This is a genomic window from Nocardia sp. NPDC059180, assembly GCF_042754945.1.
Taxonomy (GTDB): Bacteria; Actinomycetota; Actinomycetes; order Mycobacteriales; family Mycobacteriaceae; genus Nocardia.
This window is the reverse complement of sequence record NZ_JBHZBU010000002.1, coordinates 22814-40332: the sequence shown is the minus strand read 5'-3', so window position 1 is coordinate 40332 and position 17519 is coordinate 22814. Positions and strand designations below refer to the sequence as shown.

General features: G+C 66.3%; 19 protein-coding genes and 2 pseudogenes. 15 read left to right on the top strand and 6 right to left on the bottom strand.

All coding sequences use genetic code 11. The annotated features are described in order from the left end of the window. Positions 1-10 precede the first annotated feature (10 nt). The 8 genes and pseudogenes from ACFXNW_RS06275 (at position 11) to ACFXNW_RS06240 (ending at position 6736) form a co-directional block, all read left to right on the top strand. Positions 11-1447 (top strand): MFS transporter, encoded by a 1437-nt coding sequence (locus ACFXNW_RS06275; protein WP_379416377.1) that lies wholly within the window; start codon positions 11-13, stop codon positions 1445-1447. 27 nt (positions 1448-1474) lie between these two features. Continuing rightward, positions 1475-2356 (top strand): SDR family oxidoreductase, encoded by an 882-nt coding sequence (locus tag ACFXNW_RS06270; RefSeq protein ID WP_379416376.1) that lies wholly within the window; start codon positions 1475-1477, stop codon positions 2354-2356. Beyond that, the gene (locus ACFXNW_RS06265; RefSeq protein WP_379416375.1) at positions 2353-2802 is read left to right on the top strand and encodes a Dabb family protein; all 450 of its coding nucleotides are present in this window, start codon (positions 2353-2355) and stop codon (positions 2800-2802) included. The genes ACFXNW_RS06270 and ACFXNW_RS06265 overlap by 4 nt, the downstream gene beginning before the upstream one ends. Positions 2803-2973: 171 nt before the next feature. Beyond that, a complete protein-coding gene (locus ACFXNW_RS06260) occupies positions 2974-3939 on the top strand; it encodes an alpha/beta hydrolase (protein ID WP_379416373.1) in 966 nt (321 codons plus the stop codon). 148 nt (positions 3940-4087) lie between these two features. Beyond that, positions 4088-4963: an enoyl-CoA hydratase/isomerase family protein gene (locus ACFXNW_RS06255; RefSeq protein WP_379416371.1), complete on the top strand. Its 876-nt coding sequence runs from the start codon at positions 4088-4090 to the stop codon at positions 4961-4963. 104 nt (positions 4964-5067) lie between these two features. Then, positions 5068-5766, top strand: coding sequence for a type 1 glutamine amidotransferase domain-containing protein (locus tag ACFXNW_RS06250; protein ID WP_379416370.1), 699 nt, complete (start codon positions 5068-5070; stop codon positions 5764-5766). A gap of 96 nt (positions 5767-5862) precedes the next feature. Further along, positions 5863-6330, top strand: a pseudogene (locus ACFXNW_RS06245) (HIT domain-containing protein); the annotation flags it as partial. 49 nt (positions 6331-6379) lie between these two features. Continuing rightward, positions 6380-6736, top strand: a complete 357-nt coding sequence (locus tag ACFXNW_RS06240; protein WP_379416369.1) for a M20/M25/M40 family metallo-hydrolase — start codon at positions 6380-6382, stop codon at positions 6734-6736. Between the two features lie 391 nt (positions 6737-7127). Here the strand turns inward: ACFXNW_RS06240 and ACFXNW_RS06235 are convergent, their stop codons facing one another. Beyond that, positions 7128-8099 carry a zinc-binding dehydrogenase gene (locus ACFXNW_RS06235; protein ID WP_379416368.1) on the bottom strand — a complete coding sequence of 324 codons (972 nt, stop codon included), beginning with the start codon at positions 8097-8099 and terminating at the stop codon, positions 7128-7130. Positions 8100-8180: 81 nt separating this feature from the next. Here ACFXNW_RS06235 and ACFXNW_RS06230 point away from each other — a divergent pair, with 81 nt between their 5' ends. Then, positions 8181-8855, top strand: a complete 675-nt coding sequence (locus ACFXNW_RS06230) for a TetR/AcrR family transcriptional regulator (protein ID WP_379416367.1) — start codon at positions 8181-8183, stop codon at positions 8853-8855. A 423-nt stretch (positions 8856-9278) separates the two neighbouring features. Here the strand turns inward: ACFXNW_RS06230 and ACFXNW_RS06225 are convergent, their stop codons facing one another. Further along, on the bottom strand, positions 9279-10214 hold the full coding sequence (locus ACFXNW_RS06225) for a fumarylacetoacetate hydrolase family protein (RefSeq protein ID WP_379416365.1): 936 nt from the start codon (positions 10212-10214) through the stop codon (positions 9279-9281). Between the two features lie 146 nt (positions 10215-10360). On the opposite strand from ACFXNW_RS06225, the gene ACFXNW_RS06220 reads away from it, so the two are divergent. Beyond that, positions 10361-10999, top strand: a complete 639-nt coding sequence (locus ACFXNW_RS06220) for a TetR/AcrR family transcriptional regulator (RefSeq protein ID WP_379416364.1) — start codon at positions 10361-10363, stop codon at positions 10997-10999. Here the strand turns inward: ACFXNW_RS06220 and ACFXNW_RS06215 are convergent. Next, positions 10963-11199 carry a hypothetical protein gene (locus ACFXNW_RS06215; RefSeq protein ID WP_379416363.1) on the bottom strand — a complete coding sequence of 79 codons (237 nt, stop codon included), beginning with the start codon at positions 11197-11199 and terminating at the stop codon, positions 10963-10965. The two genes, ACFXNW_RS06220 and ACFXNW_RS06215, sit on opposite strands and share 37 nt — an antisense overlap. An 83-nt stretch (positions 11200-11282) precedes the next feature. Next, positions 11283-12443, bottom strand: coding sequence for an amidohydrolase family protein (locus ACFXNW_RS06210; protein ID WP_379416361.1), 1161 nt, complete (start codon positions 12441-12443; stop codon positions 11283-11285). A 324-nt stretch (positions 12444-12767) separates the two neighbouring features. On the opposite strand from ACFXNW_RS06210, the gene ACFXNW_RS06205 reads away from it, so the two are divergent. Together ACFXNW_RS06205 and ACFXNW_RS06200 are read left to right on the top strand one after the other, a co-directional pair. Further along, positions 12768-13502, top strand: coding sequence for a DUF2993 domain-containing protein (locus tag ACFXNW_RS06205; protein WP_379416360.1), 735 nt, complete (start codon positions 12768-12770; stop codon positions 13500-13502). 102 nt (positions 13503-13604) lie between these two features. Then, positions 13605-14894 carry a YhgE/Pip domain-containing protein gene (locus ACFXNW_RS06200; protein WP_379416358.1) on the top strand — a complete coding sequence of 430 codons (1290 nt, stop codon included), beginning with the start codon at positions 13605-13607 and terminating at the stop codon, positions 14892-14894. Positions 14895-14996: 102 nt separating this feature from the next. Here ACFXNW_RS06200 and ACFXNW_RS06195 read toward each other — a convergent pair whose 3' ends face one another. Next, on the bottom strand, positions 14997-15167 hold the full coding sequence (locus tag ACFXNW_RS06195) for an acyl-CoA dehydrogenase C-terminal domain-containing protein (protein ID WP_379417324.1): 171 nt from the start codon (positions 15165-15167) through the stop codon (positions 14997-14999). 142 nt (positions 15168-15309) lie between these two features. Between ACFXNW_RS06195 and ACFXNW_RS06190 the strand changes: the two are divergent. After that, positions 15310-15993: pseudogene (locus ACFXNW_RS06190) on the top strand (RNA-guided endonuclease InsQ/TnpB family protein); the annotation flags it as partial. Here the strand turns inward: ACFXNW_RS06190 and ACFXNW_RS06185 are convergent. Continuing rightward, the gene (locus tag ACFXNW_RS06185; RefSeq protein WP_379417323.1) at positions 15989-16234 is read right to left on the bottom strand and encodes a TetR/AcrR family transcriptional regulator; all 246 of its coding nucleotides are present in this window, start codon (positions 16232-16234) and stop codon (positions 15989-15991) included. The pseudogene ACFXNW_RS06190 and the gene ACFXNW_RS06185 overlap by 5 nt on opposite strands. Positions 16235-16460: 226 nt before the next feature. Here ACFXNW_RS06185 and ACFXNW_RS06180 point away from each other — a divergent pair, with 226 nt between their 5' ends. After that, positions 16461-16589: a hypothetical protein gene (locus ACFXNW_RS06180; protein WP_379416356.1), complete on the top strand. Its 129-nt coding sequence runs from the start codon at positions 16461-16463 to the stop codon at positions 16587-16589. Positions 16590-16745: 156 nt separating this feature from the next. After that, positions 16746-17426: a lysophospholipid acyltransferase family protein gene (locus tag ACFXNW_RS06175; protein WP_379416354.1), complete on the top strand. Its 681-nt coding sequence runs from the start codon at positions 16746-16748 to the stop codon at positions 17424-17426. The last annotated feature ends 93 nt before the right edge of the window (positions 17427-17519 follow it).

The window sequence follows — 17519 nt, the reverse complement described above, 5'->3', positions numbered from 1 at the left end:
TCGTGGTGGCATGAGAAAGGAGGCCGCGTTGCGCACCGAGGCCATACCCACCGACGTGAATGCCCACTCGCCGATACCCCGTGGCGTGGCGATGGCCGGTCTGGCCACCGCTATGTTCCTGGTCATTCTCGACGCCGCGATGGTGAACCTCGCCGCCTCGACGATCCGTGCGGGCCTCGGTCTCACAGCCGCGGAGCTCACCCTCGTTGTGGACAGCTATCTGGTGGCGTTCGCCGGACTACTCCTGCTCGGAGGTCGCCTCGCCGACGTGCTCGAGGCCCGGAAGGTATTCCTCAGCGGGATGACGATCTACCTGGTGGCTACGACCCTGTGTGCACTGGCCACCGACGCAACGACGCTGATCGCCGCGCGGATCGCGCAGGGGATAGGCGCGGCGGCCGTGGTACCGGCCGCACTCGCGCTCGTTCTCGGCATCTACTCGACTCCCGCAGAGCGCACTCGTGCAGTGGGCATCTGGGGCGCTGTCGCGGGTGCGGGCAGTCTCATCGGAGTCTTCCTCGGCGGCACGCTGACTGAGCTGCTGGGCTGGCAGGCGGTGTTCGTGGCCCCGGTGCCGTTCGGCATCGCCGGAGCGGCCATAGTGTGGCGCTCGGTGCGGCCGGTTCCTGGCCGACCCGGCCGGTTCGACGCGCTCGGCGCCATCACGATCACCCTCGGGATCTCCGGGCTCGCGCTGGGCATGGTCTCCGCCTCCGACGCCGGGTGGACCGCGATCGGTACCGTCCTCGGCCTCGTGCTCGGCCTCGCATCCCTGGTGGCCTTCGTCATCGTCGAGGCGCGCTCGCCCCACCCGCTGGTCCCGCTCGGTGTCTTCCGCAGGACGCCGGTAGTCACTGCGAACGTTGTGATGCTGCTGATCGGCGGCACGCTGGTGAGCCTGTTCTTCTTCCTGCCCCAGTACCAGCAGGACGTACTCGGAATGAGCCCGCTCGCGGCCGGGATAGCTCAGCTGCCGCTCGCGGGCATGATCATTGTGGGCAGCGTCGCGTCGCCAGTGCTGGCGAAGCGCATCGGACTGACCCGCGCGCAGCCGGTCGCGCTGGCCGTGCTGCTCGTCGGCTTCCTGTGGCTGGCGTTGGATCCGACCACCTCGGGCTTCTCCGGCAGCCTGGCTGCCGCGTTCGTGCTGATCGGCACAGGTCTCGGGCTCGGCGCCGTCAGCGCCACCGCGATGGCCGTGCGCGACAGTGCAGACGGGGAATCGGGCCTGCTCAGCGGGCTGGTGAGCGCCGCGCAGCAACTGGGCGGCGCGGTCGGGCTCGCGGCACTGGCCGGGATCGCGATCGGTGCCTCGGGAAAGACCGGCGACATCTCGTTCACGGCCGCGTTCTTCGGCCAAGCCGCGCTCGTTCTGATCGCCCTCGTGGTGTCACTCGTCTCCATCGCCATGACGCCGGCGGCGTCGGCCACTGCAAGCACCCGCTGACCGCCTTCACAGAAGGGACTACCAACGATGAGCCCATCCACCGTGCTCGTGACCGGCGCGACCGGGACGGTCGGATCCGCACTCGTGACCGCCCTGCAAGGCCGCGGCGTCACCGTCCGCGCGATGACCCGCAACCCCGACCGCACCGTCCCTGGCGCCGATACCGTTGTCGCCGACCTGCGGGATCCGGCATCGATCGCCGCTGCATTGGACGGCGTCGACGCGGCCTTCCTCAACAGCCCTTCTGCCGAGGACGCCGCGGCGCTCCAGATCCGGTTCGCCGATATCGCCCACGACGCCGGCGTACGTAGGCTCGTGCTGCTCTCGCAGTACGCGGCACACGCTGACTCACCGGTGCGGTTCCTACGCTGGCACGCCGAAGTCGAAGCCCACGTACAAGAACTCGACTTCGACCACACCGTGCTGCGCCCCAACCTCTATCTGCAGAGTCTGCTCGGATTCGCCGGCACCATCGCACAAGGCTGGTTCGCCGCGCCGATCGGCGACACCGCCGTCAGCGCCATCGACAGCAGAGACATCGCAGACACCGCCGCCGTCGCGCTGACCAGTACCGGACACACAGGCCGTACCTACACACTGACCGGACCCCGCGCCGTGACCCACGAGCAGATCGCCCGCGCCCTCGCCGACGCGACCGGGCAGGACATCACCTTCCAGGACTCGTCGGCCGACCAATTCACCGCCGCGCTGACCGGCTTGGTCTCGCCGTGGCAGCTCGCCGGTCTCGTCGAGGACTACGCCCACTACGCCCGGGGCGAAGCTGCCGACGTGCACACCTCCGTCGCCGACATCACCGGGCACCCGGGCCGCGATATCACCGATTTCGCCCGCGATTACGCCCCCGCGTTCATGTCGATGCGTATACCCGCCGAGAGGAAGAATCGATGATCTACCACTGCATTCGGTTCACGGTCAGGCCCCACGTCACCGAGCACGAGAAGGAAGCCGCGCTCGCGCAGATGCGTGAGCACATCAACGCCATCCCAGCCATCACAGCACGCATCGTCGGGCCCGATTTCGGCGGGGAGTTCGAGTACGGTGCGGTATCCGTCCTCGCCGACCTCGACAGTTACGAGGAGTACATGAACCACCCGGCGCACCTGGCCATGGACCGAGTCGGGTTACCGCTGGTCGACAAGTTCGTGTCATACGACATCGCCGACGATCCGGACCCGGAAGTGGGAAACCGGATCGCCGACATCCACCGCCGCAGGTTCGAGAACGTGCCCGATATCACCGAACTCGTCACCGGCGTGGGCGAGTACAGCGGCAGCGCTGCACCCGGCAAACACCGACGGCAGCCCCGACATACCAGCACGCCGGACCCCGCCTGACCTGCACGGTTCGCGAGCCACCACACCGTATCCACCGCACGACAGTTCAGCCCTTTCAGATCTCTGCACTCTGGGACCTGGGTCGTGCACGATCAGCACATCCAGGTCTCCACGGCCTATGCCACGCTGCCCACGCCGGCGATCATCCACTCACCAGAAGGAGCCGCAATCATGCCCGAATACGTTCCGACACCTCCGGTACTCGAGCCCGCAGCCGCCGAGTTCGCGGCGGCGACCGCGCAGCCGCCGTTCCTGTTCGATCTGGGCCCGATCGAGGGCCGCAAGGCCGTCGACGAGGTCCAGTCCGGCGACATTGCCAAGCCCGCAGTCGATGATGAGTGGGTCTCCGTCGCCGGTGGGCCCACGGGTTCGGTGAATGTCCGTATAGTCAAGCCCGCCGGGGCCACAGACACGCTTCCCGTGATCATCTACATCCATGGCGCCGGCTGGGTGTTCGGCAACGCCGGCACACACGATCGCCTGGTCCGTGAGCTCGCTGTCGGCACCGGGGCCGCAGTGGTCTTCCCCGAATACGACCTGTCGCCGGAGGCCCGATACCCCGTCGCCATCGAGCAGAGCTATGCGACTGCCGCATGGGTGGCGCGGCAAGGCGCGGAGCGCGGGCTGGACAGCACGCGCATCGCGATCGCGGGTGACTCGGTGGGCGGCAACATGTCCGCCGCGGTCACCCTGCTCGCCAAGCAACGCGGCGATGTCGAGTTCTGTCAGCAGGTGCTGTTCTACCCGGTGACCGACGCCGCCTTCGACACCGGCTCGTACCACGAGTTCGCCGAGGGCTACTTCCTGCGCCGCGACGCCATGCCTTGGTTCTGGGACCAGTACACCAGCGACCCCACAGAGCGCGCGGAGATCACCGCGAGTCCGCTGCGCGCGAGTATCGACGAGCTCGCCGGGCTGCCGCCCGCACTGGTCATCACCGCCGAGGCCGACGTGCTGCGCGACGAGGGCGAAGCCTATGCCAACAAGCTGCGCCGCGCCGGTGTGCCCGTAGTCGCCACCCGCTACCAGGGCGTCATCCACGACTTCGTCATGCTCAACGCCCTGCGCGATACCCACGCGGCCGAAGCCGCGATCGGACAGGCCATCGCCACGCTGAAGAACGCACTGACGGCCTGAGCACGCGGTAGACCGGTGGCCGGCTGTCGGCCCGACCCAGTTGCCTGCCGCGGCTGCGCCATGCCCGGCCACCGGTCAGCCCACCCCGAATCCCGACGACAACGGTCGGGCATCGACCCGCCTCGCCCCGACCGAATGGAGAACATCAATGAAGTACAGCGGCTATCAGACCCTCGTGGTCCGTGCGGAAGACCGGGTCGCCTGGGTGACAATCGACAACCCGCCCGTCAACACCCTCGACGCCGCGCTGGCCGGCGATCTCAAAGCATTCGCCACCGAGGCGCGTTCCGACGACGATATCGCCGTAATCATCTTCCAATCGGCCAATCCTGAGTTCTTCTCCGCCCACGCGGACTTCGAGTGGTCCTTCGACCCGAGCACGCTCACGGCCCTGACCGACCCCGATTCTGACTCAGCGCTCAACCCGTTACAGCAGCTCAACGAGCGAATCCGCGCACTTCCCCAGGTGACGATCGCGAAGCTGCGTGGCTACGCCCGCGCCGGCGGCATCGAACTGGCGATGGCCGCGGATATGCGATTCGCCGCTGCGGACCAGACCTGGCTGTCGCAGCCGGAGTCGCTGATGGGCATCTTCCCCGGCGGCGGCGGCACCCAGTACCTCAACCGCCTGGTCGGACGGGCCCGCGCGCTGGAGATCGTGCTCGGCGCGGAACTGTTCGAGACCTCGCTCGCCGAACGTTACGGATGGATCAACCGCGCAGTGCCCGACAACCACCTCGACGCCTTCGTCGACTCACTTGCACGGCGCATCGCAGCTCTTCCCCCCGGAGTGGCCGCCGCAGCGAAAGAGGCACTGGACGCGGCCGAAGCGAGCGGAGCCGTCCCGAACCTCACGGAGGAGGCGGCCGCCCACGCGAAGGTGTACCCGTCCCCTGACGACGTCGTCGACCGGCTCCGTGTAGTGATGAGCCATGGCGGGCAAACCCGTGACGGCGAGGTCCGTCTCGAACAGCTGCTCGAGGCCGTGCCCTGGGCTCACCGCTCCTCGACAACGCACCGCTGACCTTCGAGTTCGGTCATGAATCGCCTTTTCCTGCGCCACACGAATGCCTACTCGCCCGCGTCGTCTCATCAGAGTCGACCGCCCCAACAGTAAGGAGCCACACCATGAAAGTTGCCCTCGTTCTGACCTCGCACGACGAACTCGGGACCACAGGCCGCAAGACCGGCTTCTGGCTGGAGGAGCTGGCCGCCCCGTACTACCTGTTCAAGAACGCCGACGTCGACGTCGTGCTCGTCTCGCCCAAGGGCGGGAAACCGCCGCTGGACCCCAAGAGCAACGAGCCCGGCTTCCAGACCGACCTGACCCGGCGCTTCGAGGCCGACCCCGAGGCAATGGCCGCGCTGGCGAATACGGTGCGCCTCGACTCGATCTCGGCCGCCGACTTCGACACGGTCTTCTACGCCGGCGGGCACGGCCCGTTATGGGACCTGGCAGAGGACGAGCACTCCGCTCGGCTCATCGAAACCATCCTGCGCGCGGGCAAACCGCTCGCTCTGGTCTGCCACGCGCCCGGTGTGCTGCGCCACACCACCAATCCCGACGGCACCCCGCTGGTCCAGGGCAAAAAGGTCACCGGGTTCACCAACTCGGAGGAGGCCGCCGTCGGGCTGACTGATGTGGTCCCGTTCCTGGTCGAGGACGAGCTGATCAAGCTCGGCGGCATCTACTCCAAGGTCGGCGACTGGGAGCCCTACGTCCTCCAGGACGGCCTGCTGATCACCGGGCAGAACCCCGCTTCCTCGGGGCCGGCGGCTGAGCAACTGCTCAAACTGGTCGACGAGGTCGACAGGACGCACGCATGAGCGCCTATACCGTGATGCCGCTCGCGCAGCACTGGAAGGACGAGTGACAATCCGGCACCCAAGAGAAGGGCCTACGGACATGACAGGACTCCATCTATGACAACTCTGTTCTCTCGCATCATTGCTGGTGAGCTGCCGGGACACTTTGTCTGGCAAGATCCCGAAATCACTGCGTTTCTCAGCATCGCTCCGTTGCGGCCTGGCCACACTCTTGTTGTGCCTCGGCGTGAGGTCGACCGATGGACGGATGCCGACGGTGCCCTCCTTATGCGCTGCATCGAGGTGGCCCAGGCCATCGGTCAAGGGGTACAACGGGCTTGGAACGCTCCGCGAGCCGGCCTCGTCATCGCGGGGTTCGAGGTACCGCACCTACATGTACACGTCGCCCCTGTCTGGGATATCTACTCCACCGGACCGCTCGGCGCAGTACTGTCACGCGCCGACGAACTGCCGTGGCTGATCACGAGGGTCATGCCCCGCTCGGGGCCGTTGATGAACGCCATGATCCGCACCACCGCGGTGCCGACGGTGCTCGAAGGCAGTAAAGGCAACAACGTCATGGCCGAGTCCGCGCGAGCGGTGATCAACATCCGCATCCTCACCGGCGAGACCGTTGCCCGGCACCGTCGAACTTCTCCGGAAAGTCAACGGCGACAGCCATATCGCGCTCGATACTCTCAACGCCTCCGAACCGACACCGGTGTCTCCGACCGACGGTCCCGCGTTCGATCGGATCAGAAAGGCCGTCGCTCACACCTTTCCCGACGCATTCACCTCCCGTTCCTCGTCGTCGGCGGCAGCGACGCCCGCCACCTCGACCAGATCAGCCAGTTCGTGTACCGCTCCTAGTCCTTTCGAACTCGATGCCCGGACGCGCGGGCTGATCCACTCCACCGACGAACGCCTATCCGTCGATGCCCTCGAACAGGGCATCCGCTTCTACACCGCGGTCTTACGCGGCGACCGCTGACGCCCGGCGGTTCGCTTCCCGGTCAGCGACGGTAGGGCATCACACGGGCTCGAGGTGGAGGAAGCGGGTGCGGTGAACATCATGGCAAGTTCGTGCGACCAACGAGCACAGCTCTGGGTCATCGTCGCAATGTCGCTGGCATTCGTGGCTTTCGGTTTCCTTGTCGACTCACCACGGCAGGTGCTGCGCGGGGTCGGCGACATCATGTTCGCGCGGGACCTGGTGATCACCGACTTCGCCGGTGTCGGGAGCTTCACCCCCCGCTGGTGTCGATCACGCGCAGTTCTCAGGCATTCTTGGCGGCCACGTAGATGATCTGCCCCGATCAGTGCCTGGACGCACAGGTCGCAGCATATGCGGGCATTGATGTTGCAATGAGATGCGGCGCCGTCTATTTCCCCGATGGTGTGAGCACGATTCTACCGAACACCTCGCCTGCTTCTATCTTCTGATGGGCCAGGACGGCCTGTTCCAAGGAAAGCACCTCGTGCACAACCGCTTTCAGCTCGCCGCGACCCGCGGCGGCGAACAACTCGGCGGTCGCGGCGCTTCTGTCAGGCGCGGGGACGGTGTCGGCACTGAAGGTCGCGAACGACAGCGATTTCCTGAATGCCGCGACCATCTCCCTGCCGAAGTCCGCCGGTGGCATGCCTGCCATCGCGCCCACGGCCACCATACGACCGTTCGGCTCCAGCCTGGCAAAGAACGACGGCAGATCCGCGCCTGCGGCGATGTCGATGATGACGTCATAGCTTGTGAGAGCGTTCTCCGCACCCCGGCCGGCGCGGTCCAGCACCTGGGTCGCGCCGAGCTGGCGCAGGCGATCGCCACGCTCGGCCGACGATGTCGTGACCGCTACCGCACTGGCACCGCCACGGGCGGCGAGCTGGACTGCCATGACGCCGATACCGCCGGCCGCGCCACGCACCAACACCGACTCACCACGAGCGAAATGTGCATGACGCAATGCGAAGTGGGCCACCATCGCTGAGATGCCGAGCGTCACCGCATCAACAGCCGACAGGGCCGCCGGGACAGGGATGATCGTCGCGGCCGGGGCGACGGCGCGCTCGACATAGCCGCCGCCTTCACCGGTGAACGCCCACACGCGCCGACCGACCCATGCGGAGTCGACACCATCGCCGACTTCGGCCACGGTGCCCACGACCTCTTGGCCGGGAATGCGACCGGGCGTGGCTCCGTATGCGGCCAGCGCGCCACTTCGGATCAGGACGTCGATGCCGCCCACACCGATCGCTTCGGTCGTGATCAACACCTGCCCGGCGGCCGGATTCGGGTCGGGGAGCTCGACCACCGCGAGGACCTCGGGACCTCCGAACGCTTGGACCATCACTGCCTTCACCGCTGTCTCCGTGTTCTCTCGTTCTGGACCCACCAACGGACCGTAACGGACACCCCCGTCCGTTTAGCTAAAGTGAGAGCGGTGACCACTCATTTGACTCACACCCTGCGCTCCGATGCCCGGGACAACCGCGAACGCATCCTCGACGCGGCTCGCGCGGTGTTCGTCACCGACGGCCTGGACGTGCCGATCCGGGAGATCGCCCGCCGCGCCGAGGTCGGCCCCGCCACCCTCTACCGCCATTTCCCGACCAAGGAGATGCTGGTCGCCGAGGCGTTCACCGACCAGATGCTCGCCTGCCGGTCCCTCGTGGACGAAGGTCTCGCCGACTCGGACCCCTGGCACGGCTTCTGCCTCGCCGTCGAGAAGCTGTGCGAGCTGCAAGCACGCGACCACGGCTTCACTGCGGCCTTCATGTCCGCCTTCCCCCGCGCGATGGACTTCACCGCGATCCGCACTTCCTCGCTCACCGGCGCTGCCGAACTGATCCGCCGCGCCAAGGACACCGGCCGGCTGCGCCCCGACATCGTCCTGGACGACCTCATCCTCATGATCATGGCCAACAACGGCATCCACGCGGATACCCCGGCAGCACGAATCGCGGCCTCCCGCCGCTTTGCCGCCCTCATGATCCAGGCGTTCCAGACCCCACCCGAGCCCTCACCGCTGCCGCCAGTGCCACGACTGGTGCCTGCGGTGTCGGTACATGGATTCACCACACCGGAAGGGTCTGGCCGCTGCTGTAGCGGCGGGTGAGGTCGAGGTCGTCTTCCCTGACGTCGTAGTGCGTGAGACTGGACGCCATATTCATCGCGATGAGAAGACCGCTCGCAAGGCGGTGCAAGAGGCGATCCGGGAGGCTGGCTCGCATCTCGAGGCATCCGGCCTCGCAGCCGATTGTCTCGCGCTGGCTGAGCACCGACCGTCAGAGAACTTCGCTCGACCACACCACCCGATGACGAGCACGCCCGCGACCGAGGTGTCCACCGAGATCACGCCCGGACCGGGGGTGTATCGAGATTCATGCATGAACTGTTGTCGAGGTTTTCGATCGAGACCACTCGCTGTCCGTGGCGTGCGCTGCGGTGGAATGAAGCGTTCGATCCCCGCACGCGCGGGGATCGAACGTAGAGTAGCCATCCGGGGCTGTCTCGAAGATGTTTGCCGCCAAGGCAATCGCTACGCGTACCGCACGGTCGTACGTTGCCTTCCGAGATCGATCGCGCCGTCATCGGTGGCGACCGTCGCTTCGATGACGTCACCGTCGCGCAGGTACTTCGGGTTCTTGGCCTGGCGGTCGAAGAACAGCTTCCACTTGATCTTGGGTGGCAGCATCGCGCCGATGATCTCCACCGGCTTGGGTGGAGCGCTGATCGCGGTTCCCACCGGAGTTCCGGTGAGCAGCAGATCGCCGGCCTCCATCCGCTGAAACCGGGACAGCGCCCGCACAGTCTCGAGCGGTTGGTAGATCATGTCTGCCACGGTCATGTCCTGGCGCTTCTCGCCGTTGACCCACAGCCGTAGCCGCAAGTCGACGAACCGGTCGAGCTCGCCTGCTTCCAGGAGAACCAGTGCCGGTCCCGTCGGGGTGAATGTCGGATACGACTTACCCTCGTAGTACTGGGTCTGCGGCAATTGCACATCGCGCGCCGAGATGTCGTTGGTGACGACGAGTCCCGCGATGTAATCGCCGAGATTGTCGGAGTCGATCTCGGTACCGACGGGCATTTCCCTGCCGAACACCAACCCGATTTCGACTTCGTAGTCCAGGAGTCGCACATGGCTCGGACGGATGACCTCGTCGTGGGGGCCACTGATCGATCCCGATGCCTTCCTGAAGAAGGTGAGTGGGACCGATCCTGGATCTCCGCCGGAATCCTTCACGTGGGAAGCGAAGTTCGTCATCTGGGCGACCACCCGGCACGGGGCCGTGACAGGGGAGACCAACGAGAGTTCGTGCATCGGTACCAGATCGGTGTTTCGCGCCGCCTGGGCTATCGCGGAGCGGTCGGCGAGAAGTGCGGCGGTCGTGGTGGCGTCGGTGGCGATCCGGGCCGCGCCCGCGGCGGTCAGCAGCCACCAGCCGTCGATCGCGCGGAGAACGGTGTGTGCCATGAACGCTACTTTCTTCAGGTCGATCGGCTGCTCATATGCTGACGATATCGTCACTAGAGACGTATATATCAGTTCAGGTCAACTGGATGATAACATCAGCTATGAGATTGTCGTCATTTGTGCGATCGGGAATCGACTGACTCGGTATGGAGGGCACGATGGATGACACTGGCGGCACCAATCGGCTGGAGCGGCGGAAAGCCCGGACTCGGGCAGCGCTCGTCTCGGCGGCGCAGGTCTTCATCGCGCAGGGCCGGCTCAATGTGCCCATTTTGGAGATCACCCAGGCCGCGGACGTCGGCATGGGGTCGTTCTACAACCATTTCTCCAGCCGGGAGCAACTCCTGCAGGTGGCCGTCGGGGAGGTGCTCGACCGGCTCGGTGGTGCGCTGGACGAACTGACGGCGGACATCGATGACCCGGCGCACGTCTTCGCGCAGAGCTTCCGTTTGGTGGGCAGGGTGCATCGGCGTGAACCCACCGCCAGCAAGGTTCTGCTCGCGGAGGGACTGGTCTACGCCGGGTCGGACAGGGGCGTGGCCGCACGAGCGCGCCGGGATATCGAGATAGGTATGCGCGCAGGTCGGTTCCGGGTGCGCGATGTCGAACTCGCGCTGGTGATCGTGTCGGGCGCCGCGTTGCGCCTCGGTCAGTTGTTACACGAACAGACGAACCGCGACGACGCCGCGGCCGTCGACCAGGTGACCGAAGACCTCCTGCGCATGCTCGGACTCGGCGCGGAAGAGGCTCACGACATCAGTCGACGTGCCTTGCCGGAGATCTGAGTTCCGGCGGCACGCGTGAGTGCCTTCCGCCTCCGCCGCTCCACGAGCTCGGTGATGGCATGGATATCGCGCGGGAAATCGGTGACGGGCGTATCGAAGAAGAAGTTCGGTGCGCTCGACTCCGGGGCGTAGGTCAGACCAAGGAACACCAAGACCGGCTCGGGGCCCTCGTCGCGCGCGGCTGACGCGATGTGTCCCACCCCTTTTCCGATGGGCCTTGATCGGTCCAGCTGGGCCGGGCGCGCGGGACGAGTCACCGCGCGCCCGGCCCAGCGTCGAGATGTCAGCCTCCGTTGATCGCCGCGGCCAGGCGGGGAAGCTGGCGCAGCGGGGCGTGGTGCTCGACTTCCATGCGCTGCTCGGCGTCGAAGATCTCGCTGAGTCCCGGAGCGGGGTCGTGGGTGCCGGACTGCGGCAGAGTGGTCGCGCTGAAGGGCCAGTCTGAGCCGAAGACGATGTGGTCTCGACTCGTCACGGCCGACACCGCCGACATCGCGGCACTGGATCCGCTCAACGCGGTGTCGTAGAAGAAGCGCGAAATCTGCGTCTTCGCGTCGAGCAGGGAAGGCTTGTCCAGACCCGCGGGCCAGTTCTCGCCGACTGTGGTCTCGGAGGCGACGCCGACGCGCCAGGACAGGAACGGCAGCGTGCCGCCCGCGTGGGAGAGCTGGAACCGGATGTTGGGGTAGCGCTTGGTGACACCGGTCAGCATCATCATCGTCGCGGCCCGGGTCGTGTCGAAGGTGTACTCGATGAGGAAGTCGGGCAGGGGCAGGCTGGGCTTGGCGTCGTCCGCGATCGCGGCGGGGTGCACGAACACGTAGGCGTTGCGCTGGTTGAGCGCCATCATCAAGGGCTCGTAGCGCGGGTCGCCCAGGTAGACGCCCTGGTAGGCGGACAGCAGCACGATGCCGTCGGCATGCAGGACGTCGAGGGCGTAGATCGCCTCGGCGACCGAGGCGGCGATGTCGGGCATGGGCAGCACCGCGAACGAGCCGAAGCGCGTGGGGTACTGCCTGGTGAGTCCGGCGACGTACTCGTTGCAGTAGCGAGCCATGTCGTTGGCTTCCTTGCCCGGGGCCAGGAACCCGACGCCGGGGTCGGAGACCGACAGGGCCTGGGCCTGGATGCCGTAGTAGTCCATGAATTCCATCGCGGACTCCGGCGACCATTGGGGCGTGGGGTAGCCGCCGACGGTCAGGTGCCCGTGCGACAGCAGCGCCGCGCGGTAGTCCGGCGGCAGCACGTGCGTGTGCAGGTCGATGCGGTAGGTGCCGGTGGGCGCGGCGTACTGGGCGCGGGCGGTTCCGGCCGCGCCGAACCGGGTCGACGTACCGAGGGGGAGAGCCGTGGCCGCGGCGACACCGAGCGTGCCTGCGACAGCTCCTCCCAGCATGCGGCGGCGGCTCACACCGGCGCGCGACGGAGTATCGGATTCGTTCACGAGAATGTCCTTTCCTTCGGTTGTTTCAGTCGCATCGCGAAGTCCCGCTCGGCGCGGTCGGAGTCCGCCCGAACGGGGATGGGCTGCGGGGTGGAGAGTGCTCGATCGAGCTGATCGGGCGAAGCGATGCGCGCGTCGCTGATGAAAGTATCAGATGCGATCCGATTGGTGGCTGAACCGGTCTTCTTGCAGAAAACGCGTGGGCGACATCACGCTGAATTGAGTTTTGCGTCAGATATGATGATTGCATCATCGTAATGTGAGTGCGGCATCGTGCCCGGGGTCATCTCCCCGGTCCGCCAGGGGGCATCTGGAGGAGAACGTATGAAGCTTCGAGAGCTGGATCCCGTCGACAACGGCAACGTGCCCGGTAGGAGTGTGCGGCGACGAATCGCGCGCGGCATGACTTTCGGCCTGGTCGTCTCGCTCGTGCTGGCGACGATCGGGATCGTGTCCGTCGAGCTGTATCTGCGGAACCGGATCGAGGGCTGCCTGGCGGCCGGCCTGCGAGACGACCTCGGCTCCTCGGTGGACGTGGATCTCGGTCCGCGACCCGTCGTGCTCAGTCTGATCGACCGGCGGATTCCCGAGCTGACCGTGGTCGGCGACGATGCGCAGTTCGGTCCGGCGGTCGGGATGGCGGTCCATGCCACACTGCATCAGGTCTCGATGGCGCAGGGCGGGGCTTCGGCCACCGTGGGCAGCTCCGAGGCGCGCGTCGACTGGAGCGCCGAGGCGATCCAGCGCACGCTGCACGGTCTGGCCGGTGAGGTGAGGATGTCCGCCGCCGACGGCACGGTCGATGTCACCGGGGTCATCGGCGTGGTGTCGGTGCGGCTGCGCCCCTACATCGAAGACGGGGTGATCCGCGTCGAGATCGTCTCTTCTCGCGGGGTCCCGCCGCAACTGGCGAACGAGATCGCCGACCTGCTCACGGAGAGCCTCCGCGACTATCCGCTGGGGCTCCGGCCGGAGTCCGTGACCGTGGCCGACTCGGGAATCCGGGTCGAACTCCGTGGCGGCGGTATCGAGCTCCCGGTATCCGGCGACACGTGCTGATTGTTTCATCAGAAATAGCTTGACCTGCCAAGAGTCGGTGCTCGATGATCGACGTGGTGGGTAGCGACGAAGTTGCCGAGCTGGCGTTGAAGGAGTGGTTCCATGGCGATCACGGGTAGGAATCCGGCGAGGTGGCTGCGCCCCGGTGCTGTTGTCGCGGTGCTCGCGGCACTGCTGGCGACCATGTATCTGGGATACATCGTCGACCCGGAGAAGAACATGCACGACTTCCCGATCGGATTGGTCAACCTTGATGTCGGCGACACCGTCGGAGGTGAGCAGGTCAATGTGGGCGATCAGATCGCTGCCTCGATGGTTCAGCAGATCCCCGCCGACAAGGTCGAGCTGCGTGAGATGGGCCTGCCGAAGCTGCATCGGGCCATGCTCAACGGCGAGATCTACGGGGCGATCGTCATCCCGAGTGACTTCACCAAGCGTGTGTCGATCCTGGGCGCGGCCGGTGTCGTGCCCGGCGATGTCGATTGGCCCGTCATCACCGTCGAAACGAATCCGGCGGCGGGTGCCTACGCCACGCAGATCATGCTGCGCATCACCACCCAGGCGACGGACGCGGCGAACAAGGCGGTGGGCGAGCAACTGCTCGAGCGGGTCCAGAACCAGCTCCAACCGACATCGGACGCACCTGCTACCCAGCTCTCCGGCGTGAGCCGCCTCGCCCTGGCCGAGCCCGTCTCGGTGGTGGTCGTGCCGTTCCGTGAGCTCCCCGACGGCGCCGGTGGGGGACTGTCGGCGTTCTTCTACACACTGCTGTTGCTGCTGGCCGGGTTCACCGGCGCGATGGTCATCCACGCGATGGTGGATTCGTCACTGGGCTTCGCGCCCACCGAATACGGGCCCTGGTACGTCCACTACCCGGCGACACCGATCTCGCGTGTGCGGACGTTGCTGCTCAAATGGGGCATTCTGGTGGTCGTCGCGCCGGTGGTGTCCGGGATCTACCTGGCCGTCGCGACACTGCTGGGGATGTCGATCGAGCGTGCTCCGATGCTGTTCCTCTACGGGGTGCTCGCGATCGTGGCGGTCGGGGTCACCGCGCTGTCCATCCTGGCGATCTTCGGTGCGGCCGGGTTGCTCGTGAATCTCATCGTGTTCATCGTCCTCGGCCTGCCCTCCGCGGGCGGAACCGTGCCGATCGAGGCGACACCGCAGGCCATGGCGTGGCTGTCGACCTTCGAACCGATGCACCAGATCTTCATCGCGGTGCGGGCGATCCTCTACTACGACGCCCGGGCGAGTTCGGGCCTGGCGCACGGGGTCGGGATGGCCCTGCTCGGTCTGCTGATCGGCCTGGTCATCGGCCTGGCCGCGACGATCTTCTACGACCGGAAGGGGCTGGAACGCCGAGCTGTCCCAGCGGTCGAAAAGCAATGAGTTCTGCGCTTTTCGCGCGACGAAGTCACGTATCGGCGGACCCCGTCGACGGGTGGACGCGGACCGGCGCCGACCGGGACATGGTGGGCGCCGGTCCGGCGGTCAGAAGGCGGCCTCGCAGAGATCCATGATCGCGGGATCGATATCCGCGATCACGGCTCGGTCGGCACCGAGCCGGGGCAGCACGGTTCGGAGGAAGAAGGACGCCACCGCGATCTTGCCCGCGTAGAAGTCGCGGTCCGAGCCGGCGGACGGCAGTGCGGCCGAGGCGATTTCCGCGGCTACCGGGTGTGGCCAGTGCGCCGCCCTTCAGGGCGGCGGTGAAGGCCCACGCGGGAGGGCCGTCAAGGCCCGAGCGTGTCCTAGACCGGACGGTCTTGCTGTTCGATGTACTGCCGCACGATCGAAAGGTGAATTGTCGAAGCGGCTCACCGAATCCAAGGCCACCTCGGAACGTGCGTGGCTGGGTGAGGTTTCGTCGGTGGTGTTGCAGCAAGCCCTGGCTGATCTGAATACCGCTTACCGCAACTTCTTTCAGTCGGTGACAGGCAAGCGCAAGGGCGCGAAGGTCTCGCCACCACGTTGGCGGTCTCGCAAAGACCATCGCCAGGCGATCCGGTTTACGCGCAACGCGCGGTTCACGGTCACTGTTGGGCGAAAGCTGCGCCTGCCGAAGATCGGCGACGTCGCGGTTCGATGGTCGCGGGAGCTGCCATCGGGGGCGTCTAGCGTGACAATCGTGAAGGACGCGGCAGGGAGGTATTTCGCGTCGTTCGTGGTCGAGGTCGACACGCGGTCGTTGCCGCCGGTCGACACCGAGGTCGGTATCGATCTGGGTTTGACCACGTTCGCGGTCCTGTCCGATGGTGAGACGATCACTTCGCCGAGGTTCCTGCGGCAGGTCGAACGCCGGTTGCGGAAAGCGCAGAAGTCGTTGTCCCGCAAGGAGAAAGAGTCGAAGAACCGGGCGAAAGCCCGCGTGAAGGGCGCGCGGGCTCATGCGAGAGTGGCTGACACGCGCCGGGATTGGGCGCACAAACAGTCCACGACGATCATTCGCGACAACCAAGCGGTGTATGTCGAGGACCTGTGCGTCAAAGGGTTGGCTCGGACCCGGTTGGCGAAGTCGGTACACGACGCCGGGTGGGGCATGTTTCGATGGCGACGAGTTCCTCGAAGACCCGATGCCCGCTCGCGTCCTGGACCGCGGCGGCCTCCAGCCGGGACACCGTCGCGTCCGTGCCGGACATCAGACAGTGGCCGAGCAACTCCTGCTTGTTGTGGAAATGGCGGTACAACGCCGCCGAGGAGATCCCGACGGCGGTGGCGATCTCGGCCATGGACGTGCCGTGGTAGCCCGCGCGCGCGAAGGCGTCGGCGGCCGCGGTGAGGATGGTGGCGCGGCGGTCACGTGGACGTCGGCGAATCGCGTGGTCGCGCGGGGTGCTGGTGCTCATCGTCCCCCAGTCTGGCGTACCGGGGGCTGTGCTGTCGGGGGTGGCCACTGCACGGCCTCGTCGTCCGATGGCGTGCGCGACCGGCCCCAGTGGGTGAACTCACAGTCATATGAAAGCGGCGATCAAATATGATCAAAGTATCACTGTTGCGATCATTGATACGGGTGCTGTGCGGCTCGGGGAGTGGGCGGAAGAAGAAGTGTTCGTGTCACAGCGCGGCGACAAGCGCGGGAAGTGAGAAGTAGTGCCTGACAGTGGTGTTCAGCCGCTTCACGATGAGCCGTTCGACGACGCGCCGCAGGGTGGGAAAGGGGTCGAATCCGCGCGGGCACCGGTTGCCGTGAGGATTCTGCTCGGGGCGTTCCGGTGGTATCACCGCCACGAAGTGGGGGGCGTGCTCGAACCGGCACCGGGGCCGTCGTTGTTCGTGGCCAACCACGGCTTCGGCGGTGTCTTCGACCTGAATGTACTGGCCGCGCGATCGGCCTATGTCCGCATCGGGGATCCGCGACGGACGGTCGTCCTGACGCATCACATGGCCTGGGCGATAGGGCTCGGCCCGTTGCTCGCCAAGATGGGGGCCGAGCCCGCGACCGGTGAGAACGCCCTGGCGGCCCTCGCGCGTGGCGAGCATGTCCTCGTGTTTCCCGGGGGTGATGTCGACGCGTTCAAGTCGTGGGGCGAGCGCAACAGGATCATCTTCGACGGGCGGACCGGCTTCGCGCGGCTGGCGATCCAGGCGGGGGTGCCGATCGTCCCGGTGGTCACCTCGGGGGCGGGAGAGTCGCTGATCTGTCTGTCCGATGGTCGTGCGCTGGCGCGCTTGTTTCGCCTCGACAAGGCGCTGCGGCTCAAGCGGCTCCCGATCACGCTGTCGTTGCCATGGGGGCTCACCGTCGGAATCGCGGGGTTGTTCCCCTACATCCCGCTGCCGACCAAGGTCCGGACCACGGTGCTGCCTGCGATGCGGCCGAAGGGTGGGGAGTCGCCGGGGGAGTTCGCCGATCGGGTGCGTCGGGTCATGCAGGACGAGATGGATCGCCAGACCGCGAACCGTGTCCTGCTGCTCGGATGAGAACCGGTCAAACCACCAGTTCTGAGTATTTCATCAGAAACACTTGACGTGGAATCAATCGAAGGTGATGATATTATCAACTTCACTGGGAGG

What these genes read in the sequence shown, in the direction of transcription:
- ACFXNW_RS06200 (WP_379416358.1), top strand. Translation starts at nt 13,605, where the DNA reads ATGGCGATCACGGGTAGGAATCCGGCGAGGTGGCTGCGCCCCGGTGCT.
- ACFXNW_RS06185 (WP_379417323.1), bottom strand. Translation starts at nt 16,234, where the DNA reads ATGGCCGAGATCGCCACCGCCGTCGGGATCTCCTCGGCGGCGTTGTAC.
- ACFXNW_RS06225 (WP_379416365.1), bottom strand. Translation starts at nt 10,214, where the DNA reads ATGGCACACACCGTTCTCCGCGCGATCGACGGCTGGTGGCTGCTGACC.
- ACFXNW_RS06260 (WP_379416373.1), top strand. Translation starts at nt 2,974, where the DNA reads ATGCCCGAATACGTTCCGACACCTCCGGTACTCGAGCCCGCAGCCGCC.
- ACFXNW_RS06180 (WP_379416356.1), top strand. Translation starts at nt 16,461, where the DNA reads ATGAAAGCGGCGATCAAATATGATCAAAGTATCACTGTTGCGATCATT.
- ACFXNW_RS06265 (WP_379416375.1), top strand. Translation starts at nt 2,353, where the DNA reads ATGATCTACCACTGCATTCGGTTCACGGTCAGGCCCCACGTCACCGAG.
- ACFXNW_RS06255 (WP_379416371.1), top strand. Translation starts at nt 4,088, where the DNA reads ATGAAGTACAGCGGCTATCAGACCCTCGTGGTCCGTGCGGAAGACCGG.
- ACFXNW_RS06250 (WP_379416370.1), top strand. Translation starts at nt 5,068, where the DNA reads ATGAAAGTTGCCCTCGTTCTGACCTCGCACGACGAACTCGGGACCACA.
- ACFXNW_RS06270 (WP_379416376.1), top strand. Translation starts at nt 1,475, where the DNA reads ATGAGCCCATCCACCGTGCTCGTGACCGGCGCGACCGGGACGGTCGGA.
- ACFXNW_RS06275 (WP_379416377.1), top strand. Translation starts at nt 11, where the DNA reads ATGAGAAAGGAGGCCGCGTTGCGCACCGAGGCCATACCCACCGACGTG.
- ACFXNW_RS06205 (WP_379416360.1), top strand. Translation starts at nt 12,768, where the DNA reads ATGAAGCTTCGAGAGCTGGATCCCGTCGACAACGGCAACGTGCCCGGT.
- ACFXNW_RS06220 (WP_379416364.1), top strand. Translation starts at nt 10,361, where the DNA reads ATGGAGGGCACGATGGATGACACTGGCGGCACCAATCGGCTGGAGCGG.